The organism is Nonomuraea roseoviolacea subsp. carminata (genome assembly GCF_024172185.1).
GTDB lineage: Bacteria > Actinomycetota > Actinomycetes > Streptosporangiales > Streptosporangiaceae > Nonomuraea > Nonomuraea roseoviolacea.
Genome location: NZ_JAMZEC010000001.1, coordinates 1346738 through 1366215 on the forward strand (window position 1 = coordinate 1346738; position 19478 = coordinate 1366215).

General features: G+C 67.5%; 26 protein-coding genes. 9 read left to right on the forward strand and 17 right to left on the reverse strand.

The window, feature by feature from the left end; genetic code table 11:
* Positions 1-96 precede the first annotated feature (96 nt).
* From HD595_RS06170 to HD595_RS06215, 10 genes are all read right to left on the reverse strand, one after another.
* Positions 97-1170, reverse strand: coding sequence for a DNA glycosylase AlkZ-like family protein (locus HD595_RS06170; protein WP_253766447.1), 1074 nt, complete (start codon positions 1168-1170; stop codon positions 97-99).
* 119 nt (positions 1171-1289) lie between these two features.
* Positions 1290-2423 carry a site-specific integrase gene (locus tag HD595_RS06175; RefSeq protein ID WP_253766449.1) on the reverse strand — a complete coding sequence of 378 codons (1134 nt, stop codon included), beginning with the start codon at positions 2421-2423 and terminating at the stop codon, positions 1290-1292.
* Positions 2424-2508: 85 nt separating this feature from the next.
* Positions 2509-2658 carry a CopG family ribbon-helix-helix protein gene (locus tag HD595_RS06180; RefSeq protein ID WP_253766451.1) on the reverse strand — a complete coding sequence of 50 codons (150 nt, stop codon included), beginning with the start codon at positions 2656-2658 and terminating at the stop codon, positions 2509-2511.
* A 74-nt stretch (positions 2659-2732) separates the two neighbouring features.
* Positions 2733-2915: a helix-turn-helix domain-containing protein gene (locus HD595_RS06185; RefSeq protein ID WP_253766453.1), complete on the reverse strand. Its 183-nt coding sequence runs from the start codon at positions 2913-2915 to the stop codon at positions 2733-2735.
* A 117-nt stretch (positions 2916-3032) separates the two neighbouring features.
* A complete protein-coding gene (locus HD595_RS06190) occupies positions 3033-4868 on the reverse strand; it encodes a cell division protein FtsK (protein ID WP_253766455.1) in 1836 nt (611 codons plus the stop codon).
* Positions 4865-5212, reverse strand: a complete 348-nt coding sequence (locus HD595_RS06195) for a hypothetical protein (protein WP_253766457.1) — start codon at positions 5210-5212, stop codon at positions 4865-4867. Before HD595_RS06195 ends, HD595_RS06190 begins: the two co-directional genes overlap by 4 nt.
* Positions 5213-5242: 30 nt before the next feature.
* The gene (locus tag HD595_RS06200; protein ID WP_253766458.1) at positions 5243-5431 is read right to left on the reverse strand and encodes a hypothetical protein; all 189 of its coding nucleotides are present in this window, start codon (positions 5429-5431) and stop codon (positions 5243-5245) included.
* A 177-nt stretch (positions 5432-5608) separates the two neighbouring features.
* A complete protein-coding gene (locus HD595_RS06205; protein WP_253766460.1) occupies positions 5609-5836 on the reverse strand; it encodes a hypothetical protein in 228 nt (75 codons plus the stop codon).
* A gap of 2 nt (positions 5837-5838) precedes the next feature.
* Entirely contained in the window at positions 5839-6186 is a 348-nt protein-coding gene (locus HD595_RS06210) for a hypothetical protein (protein ID WP_253766462.1), read from the reverse strand.
* A gap of 5 nt (positions 6187-6191) precedes the next feature.
* On the reverse strand, positions 6192-6416 hold the full coding sequence (locus HD595_RS06215; RefSeq protein ID WP_253766464.1) for a hypothetical protein: 225 nt from the start codon (positions 6414-6416) through the stop codon (positions 6192-6194).
* A gap of 163 nt (positions 6417-6579) precedes the next feature.
* Between HD595_RS06215 and HD595_RS06220 the strand changes: the two genes are divergently transcribed.
* From HD595_RS06220 to HD595_RS06230, 3 genes are read left to right on the forward strand one after another with little or no spacing between them, the layout of a single operon-like run.
* On the forward strand, positions 6580-6906 hold the full coding sequence (locus HD595_RS06220; protein WP_253766466.1) for a hypothetical protein: 327 nt from the start codon (positions 6580-6582) through the stop codon (positions 6904-6906).
* A gap of 42 nt (positions 6907-6948) precedes the next feature.
* Positions 6949-7461 (forward strand): hypothetical protein, encoded by a 513-nt coding sequence (locus tag HD595_RS06225; protein ID WP_253766468.1) that lies wholly within the window; start codon positions 6949-6951, stop codon positions 7459-7461.
* 29 nt (positions 7462-7490) lie between these two features.
* The gene (locus tag HD595_RS06230; protein WP_253766470.1) at positions 7491-7811 is read left to right on the forward strand and encodes a hypothetical protein; all 321 of its coding nucleotides are present in this window, start codon (positions 7491-7493) and stop codon (positions 7809-7811) included.
* A gap of 329 nt (positions 7812-8140) precedes the next feature.
* On the opposite strand, the gene HD595_RS06235 is transcribed toward HD595_RS06230, so the two are convergent.
* On the reverse strand, positions 8141-8482 hold the full coding sequence (locus HD595_RS06235; RefSeq protein ID WP_253766472.1) for a hypothetical protein: 342 nt from the start codon (positions 8480-8482) through the stop codon (positions 8141-8143).
* Positions 8483-8842: 360 nt separating this feature from the next.
* Positions 8843-9163: a hypothetical protein gene (locus HD595_RS06240; RefSeq protein ID WP_253766474.1), complete on the reverse strand. Its 321-nt coding sequence runs from the start codon at positions 9161-9163 to the stop codon at positions 8843-8845.
* Between the two features lie 233 nt (positions 9164-9396).
* Between HD595_RS06240 and HD595_RS06245 the strand changes: the two genes are divergently transcribed.
* Positions 9397-9639, forward strand: coding sequence for a winged helix-turn-helix domain-containing protein (locus tag HD595_RS06245; RefSeq protein ID WP_253766476.1), 243 nt, complete (start codon positions 9397-9399; stop codon positions 9637-9639).
* Positions 9640-9968: 329 nt separating this feature from the next.
* On the opposite strand, the gene HD595_RS06250 is transcribed toward HD595_RS06245, so the two are convergent.
* The 3 genes from HD595_RS06250 to HD595_RS06260 form a co-directional block, all read right to left on the reverse strand.
* Complete coding sequence (locus HD595_RS06250) at positions 9969-10172, reverse strand: hypothetical protein (protein WP_253766478.1); 204 nt, start codon at positions 10170-10172, stop codon at positions 9969-9971.
* Between the two features lie 736 nt (positions 10173-10908).
* Positions 10909-12018, reverse strand: a complete 1110-nt coding sequence (locus HD595_RS06255) for a hypothetical protein (RefSeq protein ID WP_253766480.1) — start codon at positions 12016-12018, stop codon at positions 10909-10911.
* Between the two features lie 4 nt (positions 12019-12022).
* The gene (locus HD595_RS06260) at positions 12023-12340 is read right to left on the reverse strand and encodes a hypothetical protein (RefSeq protein WP_253766482.1); all 318 of its coding nucleotides are present in this window, start codon (positions 12338-12340) and stop codon (positions 12023-12025) included.
* A 650-nt stretch (positions 12341-12990) separates the two neighbouring features.
* Here HD595_RS06260 and HD595_RS06265 point away from each other — a divergent pair.
* The 3 genes from HD595_RS06265 (at position 12991) to HD595_RS06275 (ending at position 15474) form a co-directional block, all read left to right on the forward strand.
* Positions 12991-13617: a TetR/AcrR family transcriptional regulator gene (locus HD595_RS06265; RefSeq protein ID WP_253766484.1), complete on the forward strand. Its 627-nt coding sequence runs from the start codon at positions 12991-12993 to the stop codon at positions 13615-13617.
* Positions 13618-13838: 221 nt separating this feature from the next.
* The gene (locus tag HD595_RS06270; protein WP_253766486.1) at positions 13839-14759 is read left to right on the forward strand and encodes an alpha/beta fold hydrolase; all 921 of its coding nucleotides are present in this window, start codon (positions 13839-13841) and stop codon (positions 14757-14759) included.
* A gap of 52 nt (positions 14760-14811) precedes the next feature.
* The gene (locus HD595_RS06275; RefSeq protein ID WP_253766488.1) at positions 14812-15474 is read left to right on the forward strand and encodes an alpha/beta hydrolase; all 663 of its coding nucleotides are present in this window, start codon (positions 14812-14814) and stop codon (positions 15472-15474) included.
* Between the two features lie 45 nt (positions 15475-15519).
* Here the strand turns inward: HD595_RS06275 and HD595_RS06280 are convergent, their stop codons facing one another.
* Positions 15520-17214: a PucR family transcriptional regulator gene (locus tag HD595_RS06280; protein ID WP_420540692.1), complete on the reverse strand. Its 1695-nt coding sequence runs from the start codon at positions 17212-17214 to the stop codon at positions 15520-15522.
* A gap of 115 nt (positions 17215-17329) precedes the next feature.
* On the opposite strand from HD595_RS06280, the gene gabT reads away from it, so the two are divergent.
* Positions 17330-18658, forward strand: a complete 1329-nt coding sequence (gabT, locus tag HD595_RS06285) for a 4-aminobutyrate--2-oxoglutarate transaminase (protein WP_253766492.1) — start codon at positions 17330-17332, stop codon at positions 18656-18658.
* A 224-nt stretch (positions 18659-18882) separates the two neighbouring features.
* Entirely contained in the window at positions 18883-19083 is a 201-nt protein-coding gene (locus tag HD595_RS06290) for a hypothetical protein (RefSeq protein ID WP_175595739.1), read from the forward strand.
* Between the two features lie 47 nt (positions 19084-19130).
* On the opposite strand, the gene HD595_RS06295 is transcribed toward HD595_RS06290, so the two are convergent.
* The gene (locus HD595_RS06295) at positions 19131-19433 is read right to left on the reverse strand and encodes a trypco2 family protein (RefSeq protein WP_253766494.1); all 303 of its coding nucleotides are present in this window, start codon (positions 19431-19433) and stop codon (positions 19131-19133) included.
* Positions 19434-19478 lie beyond the last annotated feature (45 nt).

Here is a 19478-nt window from a genome sequence, read left to right on the forward strand (position 1 = left end):
AAGGTGGCCGGGCCGCACAAAGCCCCACCGGCGGCACGCCGCTCCGTACAAGCCCGCTTTCCCCCGTATCCAGCGGGACAGTCAGGGCCGGGGCCTTCAGTGGGACAGTCCGAGCCATCGGGCCAGGTCCTCGATCTCCCGGTCGATCTCCGCGGCCATGTCCTCGGTGAACGGGACGTCCTGGTGGATCGCGTTGACCCGCAGCACCCCGGCCCTGCGGTCGGCGGCGGCGTCCAGCTTGCCCACCAGCCGGTCCCCGTACAGGATCGGCAGCGCGAAGTACCCCCACCGGCGCTTGGCGACCGGCTTGTACATCTCCAGCTGGTAGTCGAACCCGAACAGCTCCAGGGCGCGCCTGCGGTCGTGGACCAACCGGTCGAAGGGCGACAGCAGCGCCGCCCGTCCCGTGAACGGCCCGTCCAGCAGCGACGGATCGACCCGCCACTCGCCCCTGACGCCCTCGACCACGGCCGGTTCGCCGGCCTCGCCCACGTCCGCCGGCTCGACCGGGAACTGCGTGGTCCGCGCCCAGGCGATGCCCAGGGCCCGCAGCCGCCGCTCGTCACGCAGGCGCCGCGCCTCCTCCACGGGGACCGCAGGCTCGTCGGGGTAGACGCGTTCCGCCAGGTCCCACAGCCGGTCGTTGCCGCGCCGCCCGGCGACGGCGACCTCGCCGAGCATGACCATGCACTCCAGCATCTGGGTGACGTTGCGGTTGTCGGTCCACCCGGTGGACTTCCACGGCACCTCGCAGGTGTCCGGGAGTTCGCGGGACGGCAGCGGCCCGGCCGACCCCAGCCGGGCGATGATGTCGAGACGGCACGCGTCGTTCGCGCGCACCCACTCCCGCCAGGCCCGTCCCGGGCTGGGCCTCAGGGCCATCTCCGCGCGGTAGAGCGCCAGATCCTCACAGGGCCGGACGAAGGCCCGCAGTTCGAGCAGCTTCCGTTCCTCCAGCGCGGAGACCAGCTCGGCCCGGCTGTAGGAGGAGCCGAGGCGGCTCCACGCCACCAGGTCGGCGTTCGGGGCGACAGCGGCGGTCGGATCGATCTGCAGCAGCGTCAGATGGCGGACGAGATCGAGCAGCGCGGCCGGCCGCGAACCGTCCAGGAGCTGGGCGCGCACGGCGACACGACGGGCATCGGCCGGGGAGAGCCGGTGAGGGGTCATGACCCCCATTGTCCCCAGTGGCAGGCGCTTACCCGACCCTCTCCTTTACCCACCATGTAACAGATGACCCGAGGTCAGCAGGGGATCGTGGGCTGAGAGGAGCCAATCAGGGAGCCAGGCTAAGCGGACTTGAAGACGAAGATTTTGTCCATGGCCTGGGCGCCGTCCATGATGACGGGCCGCAGCTCGTGTCGGTAGATGGTTTCCGTGATCGCCGTACTGGAGTGCCCGACGAGATCGGAGATCTTCTCTATGGCCACTCCCCCGTGGTTGCTCATGAGCGACACGAAGGTGTGGCGGAGTTCGCGGGGTACCCAGTCGTCGCCGAGTCCCGCCGCAGTGGTGATCTTCCGGAAGTCGTATCGGACCTGAGCCGGGTCGAAGGGAGACCCGTCACCGTGGCAGAACACCAGGTTGTTGTCCCGCCACGCCTTGCCCGCCGCGAGCCTTTCTGCGGCTTGCCTGACCTTGTGCGCGGCAAGAGCGCTGACGGCAAGCTTGGCGATGCCGAAGCCGCGCCGCGACTTGCTCGTCTTGGTCTCCCCCTTGTGCCTGTCGGCGCGCAGGACGTAGACGACCCCTTGGCTCAGATCGACGTCGTCCCACGTGAGTGCTCGGGCTTCCTCCGTCCGGATGCCGGAGAGCAGACACAGCCACACGTAGGCGCCGAGACGCCATTCCGGTTGCTGAGCCACCTTGAGCAGGGTGACGGCCTGCTCCAGAGTGAGGCTCTTGCTGGGGCGTCCCTTCTGCCCTTCGGGCGTGTCCACCAGCTCGGCCACGTTGCGGAACACCTTGTCGCGACGCTGGGCCATGCGGATCGACCGTCTGAGCAGGTCATGAGTCCGGCCCACCGTCTCGCTTGAGAGATGCGCGGCCAGCGCTTCGAGCCATTCGTCCACGTCGTCGGCCGCGAGATCCTTGAGCTTGACCGCACCGATCTTCGGAACGATGTGGTTCGTAGCGAGAGACGTGTACAGCCTGAGCGTGCCCGCAGACTTGCCCTTGAGACCATGGGCGAGGAAGTCGGTCACGCAGCGCGCCACGGTGTAGCCGACCTCTGCCTTGACGCCCCGTTCCAGGTCACGAACTGCCTCGATGAGCTTGCTCTTGACCTCTGTCTTCGTCTTCCCCTTTCTCTTCAGGCGCTTGCGCTTCCCGTCCGGCCCGAAGCCGAGCGAGAGGGCTCCCGTCCAGCCTCCGTTCTCTTCGTAGATCGACCCTTCGTAGCTGCCTATTAAGATCTTCGCCATCAGGCTCCTCTCGACTGGTCATCCCCTGCGCACCCCGGTCCGCTTTCGAGGCGTACCACCGCGTTCGTGGCGACCGGGGCTTGTCCTACGTGCTCTCGCTCTCGTGCCGGCCGATGTACTCATCGATGGCCTTCCGGATGATGTAGGCCAGGTCTCTGTCCTGCTTCGTCGCGATCTCTTGGAGCTTCCTGCGGCGCTCGATGTCGAGCCGCAGGCTGTAGTTCTCAGTGGGCAATTCGTCTCCTCGGCTGCGGGCGGGAAGCCCTGTCAAGGAGTCTGCGCCGCACTGCATTACGGTGCAATGCAGTTCTATTGATCATTTCGACTTCGGTCCTCCAGAGACGCGATGAAGTCGGCGAGATGCTGATCGGTAATGCGACGCAATTTGCCGATCTTGACGCTTTTGAGCTGTCCCGTTCTGATGAGTTCGTAGATCTTGTCTCGACCGACATTGAGCCGCTTGGCTACTTGCTCGACCTTGTATGCCTCCATGCCTCACCCCCTTTCGCGGCTACGTTCTGTCATCGTCCGCGCGTCCGTCCGCGAACGAGTCCTCGCCCTATACGTGCAGACGCGCGCGGACGGACGGACGCGGACGATTACGGATCGTCAGCTTCTTGAGGTGACGCGCCAGCGTCCCCGAGCGACTTGAGTGACCCGTCCGGCGCGCGCCAGGTCTTGCAGCCGTTGGTAGACCCACGTTCGGCCCATGGCGGTTTCCCGCATGAGATCGCCAATGGACGCGCCCGCTTCGTCGGTGTTCTCCAGAGCGGAGAGGAGCGTCCTTTCAGCGTCTTCTGAGGTGTCCGATCGCGCATGACGGGGTGACCCTCGGAGAGCGCCGTCAGCGCCGTCCTGAGAGCCGTCCAGCGCTTCATGAGTGGCGCTGTGGGCTTCCAGGGCCGCCACGGAGATCGCATCTAGCTGCGGGCGATGGGGCGCGTGACGCTCTGCCGTGCGCTGGACTCCCGCATCGTCCAGAAGGTAGGTCCGTGCCCGCCTGGGCACGTCGTGTTCCGGTGCGCTGACCAAGAACTTGCCGGGGGCGTCCAATCGGTGGGCATGCCAGCCGGCCTTGAGCATGCCTTGCCCGAGGATGAGATCGACGTCCCGCTGTTCCCGTACGCGGAAGGACACTCGGACATCCATCTGTGAGCGCACCGCGCCCTTGCCCATGGCGCGTTGTGAGGGGCGTTGGGTGGCGGCCACGATGGTGACGGCGGGGGCGCGTCCGCGTCGGGCGATGGAGTCGGCGTGGCGGACGGCGCCGGGCGCCTCTTCGACCAGTTCGGCGTACTCGTCTATCAGGATGATCAGGGCGGGAGCGTCCGGCGTCGGTTCCCAGACGCGAAGGCCCTGACGGGCCAGGTGATCGGCGCGTCCGTCCAGGACGGCCACGGCATCGGCCAGCAGCGCTTCGGCTTCCTGGGGTGTGGTGGCCAGGCGGTCAAGGCAGGATGCCCACGGCAGGAGTTCCATGCCCCGCTTGAGGTCGATGCCCCAGATGACCACGTCCGAGCACGCGGTGAGATCCCCGAGGATCACGTTCACGCCTCCGGACTTGCCGGCCCCTGCCACGCCGCCGACGAGCCCATGGCGCCGCAGTAACAGGACGCGTACGGGGCTCCCGTCCTCGAACAGCCCCAGCTTGACCGGTTGCGTGACGGACGTGATGGCAGGTCCCGACCAGGTGATCGCGTCCGCATGCGGATCTTTCTCGATCACCCGGACGTCGGCGCGGTTGGCCAGCTCAGGAACCGGCTGGATGCGAAGCGCACCGCGCCGGGTGCCGAGAGCTGATTCCAGCGCGGGCATCTGCCGGATGGCGTCCTCTACCGTCTGGCCGCGCGCCAGCTTGAGCCGTAGCCGGTAGCCCCACAGGTCCACCATGGCCGACTGAACGCGTGAGCCCGCGAGGCCGACCGTCTGGGCGATGTCGGGCCAGGCGGCCAGCGTGCGTTCGACCCGCACCCGGGCGCGGCGCCGGCGGTGCGCCCACCAGGGCACGGCCAGAACCACCCCGCCGATCCCGAGGACCGCCGGCAGAGGGGCTACAGCCGGACCGATGATCGTGGCCGCTGTCAGCCATGCCCCCGCGAACGCCGTGGTGACGGCGGCGTAGCCGCGCTCGATGCTTCGGGACAGGTTGACCCAGCGTCCCCCGAACGCCAGCGCACCGGCCAGCATCACCGTGGCGATGGCCACGATGGGCCACCAGTCCGGGTAGGCGGTGTGCAGGATGACTCCTGCCAGGAGGGTCAGCGTGGCGACGGTCAGGGGCGCCAGCTCGGACCGGTAGCGCCAGATCAGACGGGCGATGGTGACGATGACCAGGGGCGCGAAGTCCAGATCGTCGGTAATCATGGCGATCGGCTCGACCCCGTGTCGGCGCATGCGGCGCGCGTTGCGCCGCATCGTGTGGCGCGAAACGCGATGCCGGTTCAACGGGCATCACCCGAATGTGCCGAGTCGGCGAGGTGCTGCGCGTCCAGCTCATCGCGCAGGTAGAACAGCGGGTCCCTCTCGCCGTCATGGTGGGCGGCCAGCGTGGCACGGCTTGCGGCGATCAGGTTTGCGCGGTGCCGGCGGATGGTGACCAACTCGGCGCGGAGTCGGATGACCTCGGTCACCAGGGCAGGAGCGTCATCCAGGGCGGCGGTGACGTGCTGCCAGATGTCGTCGAGGGCGGATGCGGAGCGGGCGAACGTGGTGATAAGTCGGCGGGCGATGTGGTGGCGGGAGATGACCTCCTGAAGGTCGGTGTGCGGGTAGGGGTGTCGGTTGGTCACTAGGCATCACTCCTTCGGTCGGCGGACAGGTCACTGGCCGGTGAGCCAGTTCAGAGCGGCGCTGAGCGCGCGGCGAATGTCGGGGGCGAGAGCAGTGGCGGCCACGAGGAAGCCGCACAGGAGGCACGCGATCGCGTGCCACAGGCGCAGTCCGAGGAAACGCCAGGCGATCAGGACCACCACCGCGAGGATCACGACCAGGGGAATGGTTACCGTCATAGGGGCATCACCTCCCTTCAAGTGAGGGATCGGCAGGGGTCTCAGATGCCGTCGTGGCGGGACTTGCGGCGGTGCCAGCGGGCACGGGCCCGACACTTCTGGCAGCGCTTGCTGCCGGAGTCCGGCAGAGCACCACACGGGCAACCACGGGTCAGGGGGAAGGTACGCAACAGACGATCACCTCCTTGCCTTGCGAGTGGTCGGAGAGGAGCCGGAGGGGTCGGGGCGGCGGGAATGCATGCCGAGCACGCGCCGCGTCACGCGTACGCCCCAAGAGCGGGAGTCGTCGGAGAGGTTCATGCGGCGGTCATCTGCGCGCACGCCGTAGACGAGCACTGCAAACAGCAGCACGACAGCGAGCGCAGCCAGAAGCGCCAGCATGAGGACCAGCAGGGGCAGGTCCACCCTCAAGCCCCCTCGGACGGGTCCGGCAGGATGGAGTCCTGGTACGACATGAGCGCCGCCCAACGGGCGCGACTCGCGTCTGAGATGGCCACCGCCTGATAGCAGACCGGCCCGAAGGACAGGGTTGCTCGGTGATGCCCATAGCTCATCGCGTCCGAGTCGATCGACGTGCCGAGAATCCGCGCGATGCGGTGGATCTCCGCCTGCCGCTCAGGGTCGTCGCCGTGCCGGATGCTCACCATGACGTCGATGCCCTGCGGAAGTGGCAGGTCAGGACGGCTGTCCAAGAACGCTGCCAGCGCGCGGAGCCCGTCAACGATCTGAGCCCGGTGCTCACTGCTGAAAATCATGTGGATCACTTCCTTCCGCGTTGTGCGCCGGCGAGGAGCGGCGCGTCCGGGCAGTTCTCCAGGAAGTCAGCCACGACGTGAAGGGCGATGATCAGCAACAGAAGCGCGGTCGCGCCAAGTTCGCCCGGAAACAGCCCATCGACGCAGTTGTCAAGAAACTCCGCCACGGTGCGGACACCGGTGATCAGACGCGGATCGTGGAAAGCCTGGAAACCGTGCATCTTGATCACTTCCTTCCGCGTCTGGGGCTGTAGCAGCCGCTTGTCCTGGCCGAACACCCCGTGTAGGGGGTGCTACACGAAGGACCGTACAGGCCCCCCTGCACGGCCGTCAAGGGCCCCCTGTACGAGTCGTGTCTAGTCCCCCCTTGACGAAGCGCGTACTCTGGCGTCCATGACGAAGGAAGGCGTGAGCGAGGCGGTTGGGTCTGCACTTGAAGACCTCGAACACGCTTTTGATGCAGCAATTACGGCGATAAATGCGGAATCGGATCACAACGTCGCCTATAACGGGGCGACAGAGCTGGTCGAGACGCTGCGGCGACTCTTTGAGGCTTCGGCAGACCAGCGGGCACGGTCGGCGGCGCGCATCTTTGAGCAAGAACGCATGTCCTTGGCTGGTCTTGCCGACCGGATCGGAGTCTCGAAAGCCCGCGCGGCTCAACTTATAAAGACAGCCAAAGACGCCAATGATCAGCGCACAAGCGGGGAGGGCGGCTAATAGGTGAGCGAGCCTACGGAAGTAATCGTAGAAGTCTGGCCTGTGTCGGCTGACGACGTCGGCCTATGGCTGATTAGCGGAAGCGACGCATGGCGCTCAGAGGCCATTCACCAGGACAGCGATCCACACACATCCGTCGAAAGGATTCTAGAAGCGAACGGCGCACTAGATGGGGTCAAGCTTCTGCACTCCACCTCATGGCGGGCGGATGAAACCGCCGTCGTCCTCACCTATGTTGCCGTGATCGGCTGCGGGGCGTTCGTGCGCGATAAGTGGCTGGACGCTGCCCCCATAAGCCCCGCTATTCCAGATGCCGTGGGGAAGCCGAACGAGGTGCTGGCCACCGAAGCACCGATCCCTCGCTATATCGACGTGCTCATGCACGGCATGCGTCACCTGCAATTCCTGCTGCAAACGGACTCGTCAGCCCGCTCGGCGCTCTGCGGCAAGTGGCCCGAACACCTGGCCGCCTTCCGCCCGGCACTCGCCGGCATGTACGACTTCGAGCGCGGGGAGGAGCCGATAACTCTCCCCGAAGGACAGAGCGCTCGCTAATCAGAACAAGGCAACAGGAGGTCATAAAGGTGCCGGAAGAATCGCTAGATCGTCTGCACACACAGCAACGAGCGGTTAAGGTCCTGGAGCAGCTTCTAGCGCGCATCGCGAATGAGAAACTTCCAGTGATCACCTGGACTCTCTCAAGCGATAATTCCCAAGTAGCACTCATCGGCACCTGTGACTCCGACAATGCAGATCAACGGCACAGCGATTTCGAGGCATGGCGCGATGCCCTATCGGCCACTGAGCTTCCGCCCGAAGCTGCGAGTGGCGGCGGAACCAGATTGAAGGCATCGGTCATCGACCACTACCAGGACGTGGCTATCGCGCTCATCGCGGACGTCTGAGCAAACCAACAGAGGGCGGGACGGCTACTGCCGTCCCGCCCTCTGTTGGTGCTTGCCCTAAGGGTGGGCGATACTCGTGCACACGACGCAGGCTGCGGGGCCCGGCTTCCACGCTACGGGCCGCCTTGCGGCCCCCGCAGAGATGGCCACGGTCAGACCGCACAGCGCAGTGCCTATCCAGTAGCCGGCTCTCGGCATAGCCTCTCTCGGACAGGCGGCGGCATGCTGCACGAGGCCGTCCCCCAAAACTCCCCTCGCATATCGCGGGCGGGCTAGAGCCTGTGCCAGTTCTCTGTCGCCGAGTCGAACGAAGCCACACATATCGAAGGTCATCCATTCCTCGCAGCTCTAAGGAGCTGATCGGCGCGCGCCTTGGAAATGCCTAGCCGCTCTCCAAGCGCCTGAATGGAGAGACCTTCACCTTCCCGGATCTGCGCAGCTACCTTGGCGCGCGTCAGCGCGGCATCATCCGCCATCTCGCGCAATGCGTCGGCTAGGACAGTTGCACTGCCAAAAGCGACCTCAGGGTCAGAGGACATTTGTAGCGCGCCGCTGATCTGCTCGTAGATTCGTCGCAGCACGTCTGCCGGATTGTCCCGCCCTGCGAAGTCACGTTCAACCTGTTCTACCACCTGAGCTTCCTGCCTGATTCCGTCTTGTGAGTCGCGCATTGCAGTATCCTCAAAACTCCCATGGGGGCTTACTTGGGATGCAGTCGGGCCAGACAGGCGCGTCCTTCTGTCGGATGAGCAGGCGCTCATCCTTCTTCACGCCGACGATGAGAGTCGCGGTGCCAGATTGATCGAACTGGCATGTGAACCAGATCTCCGCTCGACAGGGAGTACACGGACGCCAATCACGCCCATGGCTCACTACGTGAACGATCTGACCCCACACGCGCGAGGAGTTCTCGCCACGGCTTTCCGGATCGGCGGGGGCGATGGCGAAAGGTGCGTTCTCGGTAGGATCGAAAGCTAGGAAGTCGCCTATTCCTAGGAGATCCGCACGTAAGACGGCCTGTCCGGGAGAGGTCATAGAGTTCCTCCATCGCTTTCCTGTTTAAGGCTTTCGAGTCGCAGGATCACCCTTCGAGCGGCGGTAAGAGGATCATCGGCGGGACAATAGGCGTACACCCGGCGCCCAGCAAATTTTGAATAGCTACCGTTCCACCAACTGAAATGCGCTCCATTAGTCCACACCACTAGGTTGATGTAGACCGATACGAGCGCAACATGCGCGTTTCCGTTGACTTCGGCTGGCACCCCCATTTCCGAGAGCGCGTAAGCAAGCCATTGGGCAGCTTGTTCGGCGGTCGTCGGCTTCGTGCCGGGATTCATCAGGGGAAGCTTCACGCCGATCGCCTGCCTCCGTTCCGGGGCGTGGTGGGCGCGGCACCGGAACAAGGGCGATGAGAAGGCTGATCCAGGATCAAGGTCATGTGTGCTTGATCTCCCGCCATGGAGTCGGACGGTCGCTTAGCAGCGTCACTGCCACCGGGGCACCCAGAGTACGACAACCTGGCCATGGCTGGCCAGGGCCAGCCATGGCTATCTCGGGTTATGCCTGGTCACGTAGGGTTTGCGTCGTGAGCATTGATCGCGAGGGGGTGCGAGCGCCCTACCTTCAGTTGGCGGACATACTTCGCACCCGCATCCAGACGGGTGAAATTCCGACAGGGCGCAAGCTTCCATCGCAGATGGAGCTTGAGCAGGAGTTTGATCTCAGCCGGAACACGATCAAGAAAGCTCTCGACGTCCTCAAGGCCGAAGACCTGATCGAGACCGCGCCTGGGCGGGGCCTCTTCGTGAAGAACTCGAAAGCGGAATAGCAAGAATGGCCGGCCAAGTGCCTGCCCTGATCAGGTCTACCTCTGACCACCGGAAACGCGACTCTCGCCTACGGGACAAGCGGTGAACACCCACGTGCGACCGTATGGTGTTCACACCACCCCTACGCGAGGAGGCTGGATGACCCCCGGATGCGGCTCGTGCGACTGCTACACCGTGGAGACCGGAAGCGTGCTGGTCAGCCAGGAGGATAACTTCTAGGGTGCTCAGCACAGGCCGTAAACCGACACGTATGCGAGCAGCCAAGCCCCCGGATTCCTCCGGGGGCTTCTCCATGGGCCGTAGCCGGGCGACAGCGGGGCGGTTAACGCTAGACCTGCACCTCGATCACGCAGGAAGCCCCCGCCTGCCGCAGCACGAGCAGAATCACGATCACGATGATGAGCGCGCCGGCGTAGACCCACATGGGCCGTTCGCGGTCGCCCAACTCAGCCGCCTGGAAGCTGGGGTTCAGCGGGAAGGCCAGCGGCAGCTGGAACGACACGGGGAGCAGGAACGGGAACGTGATCTCCATGGGGACACCTCTCTGTCGATGCTTCCAGACAGGGCGTACCATGGAGGCACCACACCTGAGGCTGCCCTGTCTGGGAGCAAGCTTCGCCAAAGACCGCCTCCCGAATTGCGAGGCGGTCTTTGGCGTTTCTGATACCCAAAGTCTATGGCTTGATCGGGTCGCTTGTTTTCGCCACCGGAGCGTTTCAGCACGGTCGAAGAAACCTACCTGAGGCGATCATCCGATGACTAAGTACATGCCATTGACCAGGCATTTAGCGCCTGAGGTCATCTTCGACATGACCTCTGGCCTTGAATGGAATACACGCATTTAGCGCTCATGATGATGACCGACATGATGAAAACCGGCAGCCTGGATGAGGTCTGCGACACAAAAGGGCCACATCTCAAGCGACGGTTCGCCGCAGAGACGTCTGCGACACGTTCAACGATCGAACGTGTCGATCCGGTCTTGGGCAGTCCTGAGTGGGCATCCAAGAGCCGGCATCACCTCCTACGGGTCGCATGCTCATCACTCAAACGGGTGTGATTGAAATCACAGCGCTTCGCAGGCCCACCCAGTGCTGCACGCCGGAACGATCAGCAACGCGGTGGTCGTGGGCGATCAGCGAGAGCGCTGAGGACAGTCGTCAACATGGGTAACGCAGCCCCCGACAAGCGGCCTACCTGGACGCGCCTCCAGGTGAGCCGGTCGTCATGACACACAGGACGCGCAAGAGCTACCAACTGCGCACATCTCACCCCGAAAGCTCGTCTTTGGCAGCGATCCGCTTGTCTACGTAGTCGGCCGCCTGGTCCCACCAACTGGAGTGGGACACCGGGCCGAGCGCCAGACGCAGCACACCCGCGGGCGGATCCTGTGGCGTCCGCGCCAACTCAATGACCTGGTAAGCGGCGACACTGTTCGCGTTGAGAGACCGCAATCGGCGCAGCGCCTCTACCCGCCAGGGTTCCGGGGTGCCACCAGGAGGTTGAGGCGCCAGCAGGTGCGGCTCGATATGGGGCCGCAGCACTTCGTGGGCGATCGGCAGGGCCGTCAGCACGATGTTGTCGAGGTCCTTGCCCTGCTCGGGAGGGACAACCAAGAAGGTCATCTTCACGGGGACCGTCAGGAGGTTGAACATCGGGCGGCGCACTTTGAAGTCTTCCATGCGCTCACGGAGGACCGCCTTGAAGTCCTCACCCTCGCGGCTGTTACGCGGCAGCCCTGGGAGCTTCAGCGTCAACGGGTGTGCCAGGAGTTGGCCGCGACTCATGGTGCCGGTATCGCGAAGGAGGCTGGCGATATGGCTGCGATACGGCTCGGGGGCGTACAGCGAGGCAATCTGGGACCTGCTGTCGAGGTACATGCATAAGCCAGCAAACAGGGCTGAGTCGATCTGGCCCAGGACCGCTCTCTGGAACCGCGTCAGCCAGTAGAAGCGGCTGAACCGCTCGACGTAGTCCCACATGTCGGAGTCGTCAGGCTGATGTAGGCGGTTGTTCCAGTCGTCGTCCAGGTCATCGGGAAGGTCCGGTGCCTCGAATGGGTTGGATTCGTCCTGACTATCGTCGAGGTGCCGGAGCCGGTTGGCCATGGTCAGATCGGCGACGACGTCGCGGCCCGGGCGGGCGAGAATCCTGATCCACCCGGCGCGCTCACCGTCAAGATGGGAGCCATTAGCACCTGGCCGCCCGGTCGGGGGGAGCGGTGCTTGTTCGTCGGAGTGTCCAGACCGGCGGGTGATGTTGGCCCAGGAATCGTGAAGGCCCGATGGCGTTGGTAGCTCAGCCGGCACTCTGTCGCGGTTCCATGCCTGGTCCAGGTCCACGTAGAGGTATTTGACCTGCCGGTCGTCGCGGTACAACACGCTACGCCGCCGGGGCCGGACCCCTGGACTGGCTGGCCCCCAGCAGGTCAAGGATGTGCTTGGCGACCCGGTGAATCGCTGGCGGGTTCTTGCGCGTGCTCTTGAGCGACAAATCCAGGGCTACGGGCCCGGTGAAGGGACGCCGACTGGCGGCGGTCATCTGCTTGATGACCTGCTGCTGAAAGGCGACGGCTGATCGGTGACCCCTGACGCCTTTCCGTTCAGGCTCACCCTCGATCGACAGACGCAGAGTTCGTAGCAAGCGGGCCCGCCTTTGGATCACCCAGAAGTCGTCCGGCAGGTCCCACGCCCGTTTCATTGCCCCTCCATGACACGCCATGGGAGCACGATCATGCGCGGGGGCGCTAGGCGCGAGACGACGAACGTTGCATGTTCCGACCCAGACTGTCGGGCGTACCACTGGTGATCCTCGGCACATACGCCCCACTCGCGGCTGTGGCGGTCTCAGCGTCCAGAACCACAGGACAGACGTCGGCTGACAGCATGTGCACTTCGTAGACGTCGCCTCCGTGGGCCGGCTCGATGTCATGGCCGCCCAACGCTGCGAACGCGCGCAGCCCAAGCGAGAAGTGCACCTCTTGGGGCGGCCGGCTTTAGCCTGACCTCTGTCACCCCACCCAGTGATCGTTCGGTCACAGCATTGACCTTCCCCGAGTCCGCATTCGCGTAGGACTCTCGGGCCTAACGGGGGAGCCACACGGGGGAGCCAGCGTAGGCAGACTCCCCCGGATAGCCCCCGCCTTCTACGGACGTCCCCCGCAGCTCACAGCTCTGCACTCGACGCCCGCAGACCCCGACCGACCCTCTCCTTTACCCACCATGTAACAGAAGTAGACCTAATTCGGGATGTTTACCGTGCGGAGCGGTTTGAACGAAGCCCGCCCTGGCTAAGTCAACGTGTGCGGGTCTCCCAGCGCGGCGGGCCCCCGAGCAGAAAGGCGTGGGCCCATGACCTCCTCGGCGCCGCTTGGACTTCAGGGCGCCTACCTGATGGGCGAACGGGCGAGCCACGACGAGCTGCGTTCCAGGCTCCTGGACGTCGCGGTCAACCTCCTGGTGAGCGACGGCCCGGAGAGCCTGACCATGCGCAGGATCGCCAGCGAGGCCGGCTGTACCACCACCGTCATCTACACGATGTTCGGCAACCGGGAGGGGCTCGCCGAGGCCCTCTACCTGGAGGGATTCGAGCGCTTCCGGCGGTTCCTGGAGGCCGTGCCGCAGCGCGACAACCCCTTCGAGTACCTGTCCGCGCTCGGCCCCGCCTACCGGCAGGCGTGCCTGGCCGAGCCCGGCTACTACAGCCTCATGTTCGAGCGGGCCATCCCCGGCTTCGAACCCAGCGAGCGCGCCCGCACCCTGGCCCGCGCCGCGCTGAACATCCTCGACCGGGTCATCGCCGACTGCATCTCCGCCGGCTACCTCGTCCCCACCCAGCCCCGCAAGATCGCCGACGCGCTCTGGGCGGCGGCCCAGGGGGCCATCAGCCTCGAACGGGCCGGCCACCTGCGCGACGCCCGCACCTACGAGGCCGTCACGACGGCGACCATCTGCTGCTACCTGGTCTCCAAGCAGTGAGGCGGGCGCGCCGCCGGCTCTGAGCGCTTGACCTTGACGCCAGTGTCAAGGGATAGCGTCGTCAGCCGCCACGGGTACAACCGGCGATGGATCCCGCGCCAGGCCGTTCGGCCGGTGCCGGGGTCCATCGCCGTACGCGGGGCGTGCGCCGATCTGCCGCTCCTGACCTCCGGGCGGGCTCAGGCACGCGCCCCCGCGACGGATCTGAAGGAGACATCATCGTGGGGGAAGCACCGTCCGACGCCGAGCTGGCGCGCTCGCTCGACGGCGGGTTCGTCAGCGCGCACGCCGACGTCAACGGCACCCGGCTGCACTACGTGTCCGGCGGGCACGGCGCGCCTCTCATCCTGCTGGGCGGGTGGCCGCAGACCTGGTGGGAGTTCCACAAGATCATGCCGCCGCTCGCCGAGCGCCATCGGGTGATCGCCGTCGACCTGCGCGGCATGGGCGGCTCCGGCAAGCCCTCCCACGGGTACGACAAGAAGACGATGGCCGCCGACATCCTCGGACTCGTCCGCCACCTCGGCCACGACCGGGTCGACATCGCCGGCCACGACATCGGCGGCATGGTCGCCCACGCCTTCGCCGCCAACCACCCCGCCCACACCCGGCGCATCGCGCTGCTGGACATCGCCCACCCCGACGAGCGCTTCTACACCTACTCCCTGCTCCCCCGGCCCGGCCGCCAGCAGGTGGACGGCGACATCCACGCGGGGCCGGGCCGGTTCCTGTGGTGGTTCGCCTTCAACCAGGTGCCGGGCCTTCCGGAACGCCTGCTCGCCGGCCGCTCCCGCGACCTGGTCGACTGGATGATCGACTATCTGGTCGAGGATCCCGGCTCCATCAGCGACCACGACCGCGACGTCTACGCCCACGCCTACGCCACGCCGGACGCCATCCGCGCGGGCAACGCCTGGTACCGGGCGTTCGGGCAGGACATCGCCGACGAGAAGACCTACGGCAGGGTCACCGCCCCGCTGCTGGGCCTGGGCGGCGGCGAAGGCGGTCACATGCTGCTGCAGGCGGTGCTGCCGGACAAGGGCACCGACGTCCAGGTGGCGCTGGTGCCCGGCAGCGGCCACTACATCCCCGAGGAACAGCCCGGCATCGTCGTCGAGCACCTGACGCGGTTCTTCGCCTGAATACCTCGAATCGAGTTGCATCTTTTCGAGGTATCGAGTTGACTCCTCCACCATGGACGACAGTGCGGGCGACGCGACGCCGAGGCGGATCGAGACGCTGGCTTACGGGCCGCATCCCGACCAGGTCGCCGACGTCACCCTTCCGGTGCGCGCCACCGGCGCGGTGCCGCTGGTGATGCTGCTGCACGGCGGCTTCTGGCGAGCGGCCCACGACCGGCTGCACGTGGGCGTGGTGGCCGATGCCCTCGCGTACGAGGGATACGCCGTGGCCAACGTCGAGTACCGGCGGGTCGGCATCGGCGGCGGCTGGCCGGCCACGTTCACGGACGTCGCGCAGGCGGCCGACACGCTCCCGGACATGATCGCGCGGAGCTCGCCGGGGCGCGTCGACCTCGACCGGATCGTCTACCTCGGGCACTCGGCGGGCGGGCAGCTCGCCGTCTGGGCCGCGCTGCGCGACCGCCTGCCCCAGGGCGCGCCCGGACACACCGCCGTCCCGCCACGGGTGGCCGGTGTGGTCGCGCTGGCTCCGGTCGTCGTCGTCCACGGCGACCAGGACGAGGTGCTGCCGGTGGACCTGTCCCGCCGCTATCACGCCTCATGCGGGGCGAAGCTGATCGAAGTCCCCGGCGCGGGTCACTTCGACCTCATCGACCCCCGCTCGGCCGCCTGGCTCTCCGTCCTGGACGCGCTTCACCTGCTCACGGAGGGATAGGCGGGCGAGCCGCCTCGCCGATGTCGGGGCCCCGGAACTTCCGCCTCACGCGGACGGTTCCCGGGCCCCCGGAGGGGCGCCGCCCGCCGGGTCGGTGGCGGCCAGCGCGATCCACAGCTCCGCCCGCACCCCCGGATCGTCCAGGTCGCGGCCGAGCAGCTCGGCCACGCGCCGCATCCGGTAGCGCAGCGTGTGCCGGTGGACGCCCAGCCGCTGCGCCGCCGCGTCCCAGTGGCCGTTGCAGCTCAGGTACGCGCGCAGCGACTCCACGAGGTCGGCCCGCGAGCCGTACCGCGTGAGAGGGGCCAGCAGCGCCCCGGCGAACGCCCGCGCGGCGCCCGGGTCGAGCAGCCGCAGCAGCCCCTGCCCGGCCAGGTCGCCGAACCGCACCAGCCGTCCCTCGCCCCGCTCGCCGGCCGCCGCCGTGAGCGCGCGCCGCGCCTGGTCGAGGGCGCCGGTCAGCTCGCCGTACGAGCACGGGACGCTCGCGCCCACCGGGCCGCCGGCGAACGCCGCCGCCTGGTCGGCGGCCCGCTCCCCCACCACGGCCACCACCACTCCCCCGCCCGGCGCCGGCGCCTCGGCGTCAGGCTCACGGGCGACGCCCGAGACGGGGCGCTCCTCCCGCAGGAGGACCGTGAAGGCGTGCGGCTCCAGCGCCTCCAGGGCGTCGGCGGGGGCGGCCAGCACGACCAGCGGCTCCTCGGGCAGCCGCCCGCCGACCGGCTCCAGCACCGCGCGCGCCTGCTCCGGCGCTCCCGCGAGCAGCAGTTCCAGGACGGACGAGCGCAGCCGCCGCTCCGCCTCCAGCCGAGCCCCGCCCTGCTCCAGGGCCAGCGTGAGCAGCGAGCCGGCGGCGTTCAGGACCGTGTGGCCGACCGGCGAGAACGGCTGCGCCGAGCCGGCGGCGAAGAACCCGCGCGGTCGCGGCCCGCCGCCGAGCGGCAGCACCACCATGTGCCCGCCGGGCCCGGACCACGCCAGACTCGCGGGCCGCCCCGCCGCCCCACCGGCAGACCCCGGAGCGGGCCGCCCCGCCTGCCCACCGGCGGGTCCCCGAGCGGGCTGCCCCACCTGCCCACCGGCAGGTACCCGAGCAGGCTGCCCCACCTGCCCACCGGCCGGCCCCGGAGCGGGCCGCCCCGTCTGCGCACCGGCGGGTCCGGGAGCGGGGTGGCCGGGCAGGGCGCCGAGGCGGGTGAGCTCCGCCACCACCGTGCCGACCTGCGCGCCCGGCGAGGCGTGACGGACCTCCCCGGTCTCGTCCAGCAGCGCCGCCCAACCGCCGATCTCCTTGGCCAGGCGGTCGACCACCGCCCGGGGGCCCTCCGGCCGCAGGGCGGCGCGCGTCAGCCGGCCCTGCGCCGCGAAGGCGTTCTTGATCTCGTCGTACTGCTCGGCCGCCAGCAGCTCGCTGACCGCCTTGCCGATCGCGATGAACGGGACCTCGCGCGGCACCTCCAGCAGCGGCAGACCGGCCTCCTCCGCCGCCTGGACGAGGCCGGGCGGCACGTCCTCGTGCGTGAGCCCCACCGCGAAGCCGAGCCCGGCCACCCCCCGCGCCACCAGCCGGGCGACATATCCGGAAAAGTCGGCTTCCAGCCGCATCCCCGTCGTGAGGAGCAGCTCCTCCCCCTCCAGGTACGGCGTCGGATCCGCCAGCTCACTCACCGCGACCCAGCGCACCACCACGCCCTCGACCGACCCGGCGAGCGGCCGCAGCCCCATCCGTCGCACCACGACCCGAAGCGAAGGCGCCATCCGTGAGAGTTGTCCATTCCGGCGAAGAAACGTGGCTCCAGTGTGCCATATCGACGTATCGGCGCAGGTCGGAGCGGGGCTTAACGTCGGAGCCATGAGCATCCCGCAGGAGCGCCGTCTCGTCACCGCCATCCCCGGACCCCGGTCGCAGGAACTGCTGGCCCGCAAGCAGGCCGCCGTGCCCGGCGGCATCGGCACCACGCTGCCGGTCTTCGTGACCCGCGCGGGCGGCGGCGTGGTCGAGGACGCCGACGGCAACAGGCTGATCGACTTCGGCTCCGGCATCGCCGTCACGAACGTGGGCAACGCCGCCCCGCGCGTGGTCGAGCGCGTCCAGAAGCAGGTCGCCGACTTCACCCACACCTGCTTCATGGTCACGCCGTACGAGTCGTACGTGCAGGTCTGCGAGAAGCTCAACGAGCTGACCCCGGGCGACCACGACAAGCGCACCTTCCTGGTCAACAGCGGCGCCGAGGCCGTCGAGAACGCCGTCAAGGTCGCCAGGTACGCCACCGGGCGGCAGGCGGTCGTGGTGTTCGACCACGGCTACCACGGGCGCACCCTGCTCACGATGACGCTCACGGCCAAGAACATGCCCTACAAGCAGGGCTTCGGCCCGTACGCGCCCGAGGTGTACCGGGTGCCGCTGGCCTACCCGTTCCGCTGGCCGACCGGCCCCGAGAACTGCGCCGAGGAGGCCGCCGCCCAGGCCATCGACATGATCACCAAGCAGATCGGCGCGACCAACGTGGCGGCCGTGGTGATCGAGCCGATCGCCGGCGAGGGGGGTTTCATCGAGCCGGCCAAGGGCTTCCTGCCGAGGATCGCGGAGTTCTGCCGCGAGAACGGCATCGTGTTCGTGGCCGACGAGGTGCAGACCGGCTTCGCCCGCACGGGCGACCTGTTCGCCTGCGAGCACGAGGGCGTCGTGCCCGACATCATCACCACGGCCAAGGGCATCGCGGGCGGCCTGCCGCTGGCGGCGGTGACCGGCCGCGCCGAGCTCATGGACCAGGTCCACCCGGGCGGCCTGGGCGGCACGTACGGCGGCAACCCGCTGGCCTGCGAGGCGGCGCTCGGCGTGCTGGAGACCATCGCCGAGGAGGACCTGGTCGCCAGGGCCCGGCGGATCGGCGAGATCATGCTGCCCCGCCTGGAGGCGATGCGCGAGCGCTTCGACGTGATCGGCGACGTGCGCGGGCGCGGCGCGATGATCGCGATCGAGCTGGTGCGGCCGGGCACCAAGGAGCCCGACCCGGCTGCCGTCGCCGAGGTGGTCAAGCGCTGCCACGCGGACGGCCTGCTGGTGCTCACCGCCGGCACCTACGGCAACGTGCTGCGGTTCCTGCCGCCGCTGGTGATCCCCGAGCACCTGCTGGAGGAGGGCCTCGGCATCCTGGAGAAGGCGTTCGCCGAGCTCTGAGCCCTTTACAAAGTATGAATAGGTAAAAAACGGGCATCCGGCTTGTGGCTGGATGCCCGTTTTTATGCGCCTAAAGGAGGCGGGGTGGGTAGAGAATTCACTCTGGCTTGACGCCCAGCTAGACGATCACGAGGGCGGTCGGGGTTATAACGGATCCGGTGCACGGGTGCGCGATCACCTCGGGGAGCGTGATGAACTGGGGCCCGACAGGAACGGCGCATGACATGTTGACGTTCGACCCTGATGATCTGAGCTGGGCGCAGCGCGAGGGCGATGCCTGCGCCGTCTGCCACAAGCGGTGGCCGAGGCCGCGCGTGCGCGTGGGCCGGCTGCCCGACGACTCGGCCGTGCTGGCGTGCGCCGACTGCGCCGAGGCCCTGCTGCCCGCCCCCCTCGGCACCGTCCTCGCCTTCCCGGCCCGCTGACCTCCCGGTGCGGCCCGGCGGGGCCGCACCGCCGTGTTCTCCGGCTGTTACCAGTCGTCCTCGTCGCGGACGTCCACCGACTCCCCGGCGCTCGTGCGGGGCGTCATCTTGATCGTCACCTTGTGGGTGACGTTCCTGGCCACCGTGCCCTTGGCGCCCACGGAGACGACTCCGAGGCGCACGCCCGCGTTGCCCGACCCCTCCTTGCGGACTTCCATGCCGAACTCGACGGTCACCTCGCCGAGCGCGAACTTCAGGTCCTCCTCCGCACCCCGCTTACGTGCCACGTCGAGCTGCTTGCGTAACGCGGTGATCGCGTCGTCCAGCTCCACCCACTCGGAATCGCTCACGCCGACCTCCTATCGCCGCCCACAATCCGGGGAAAACCAGATCGT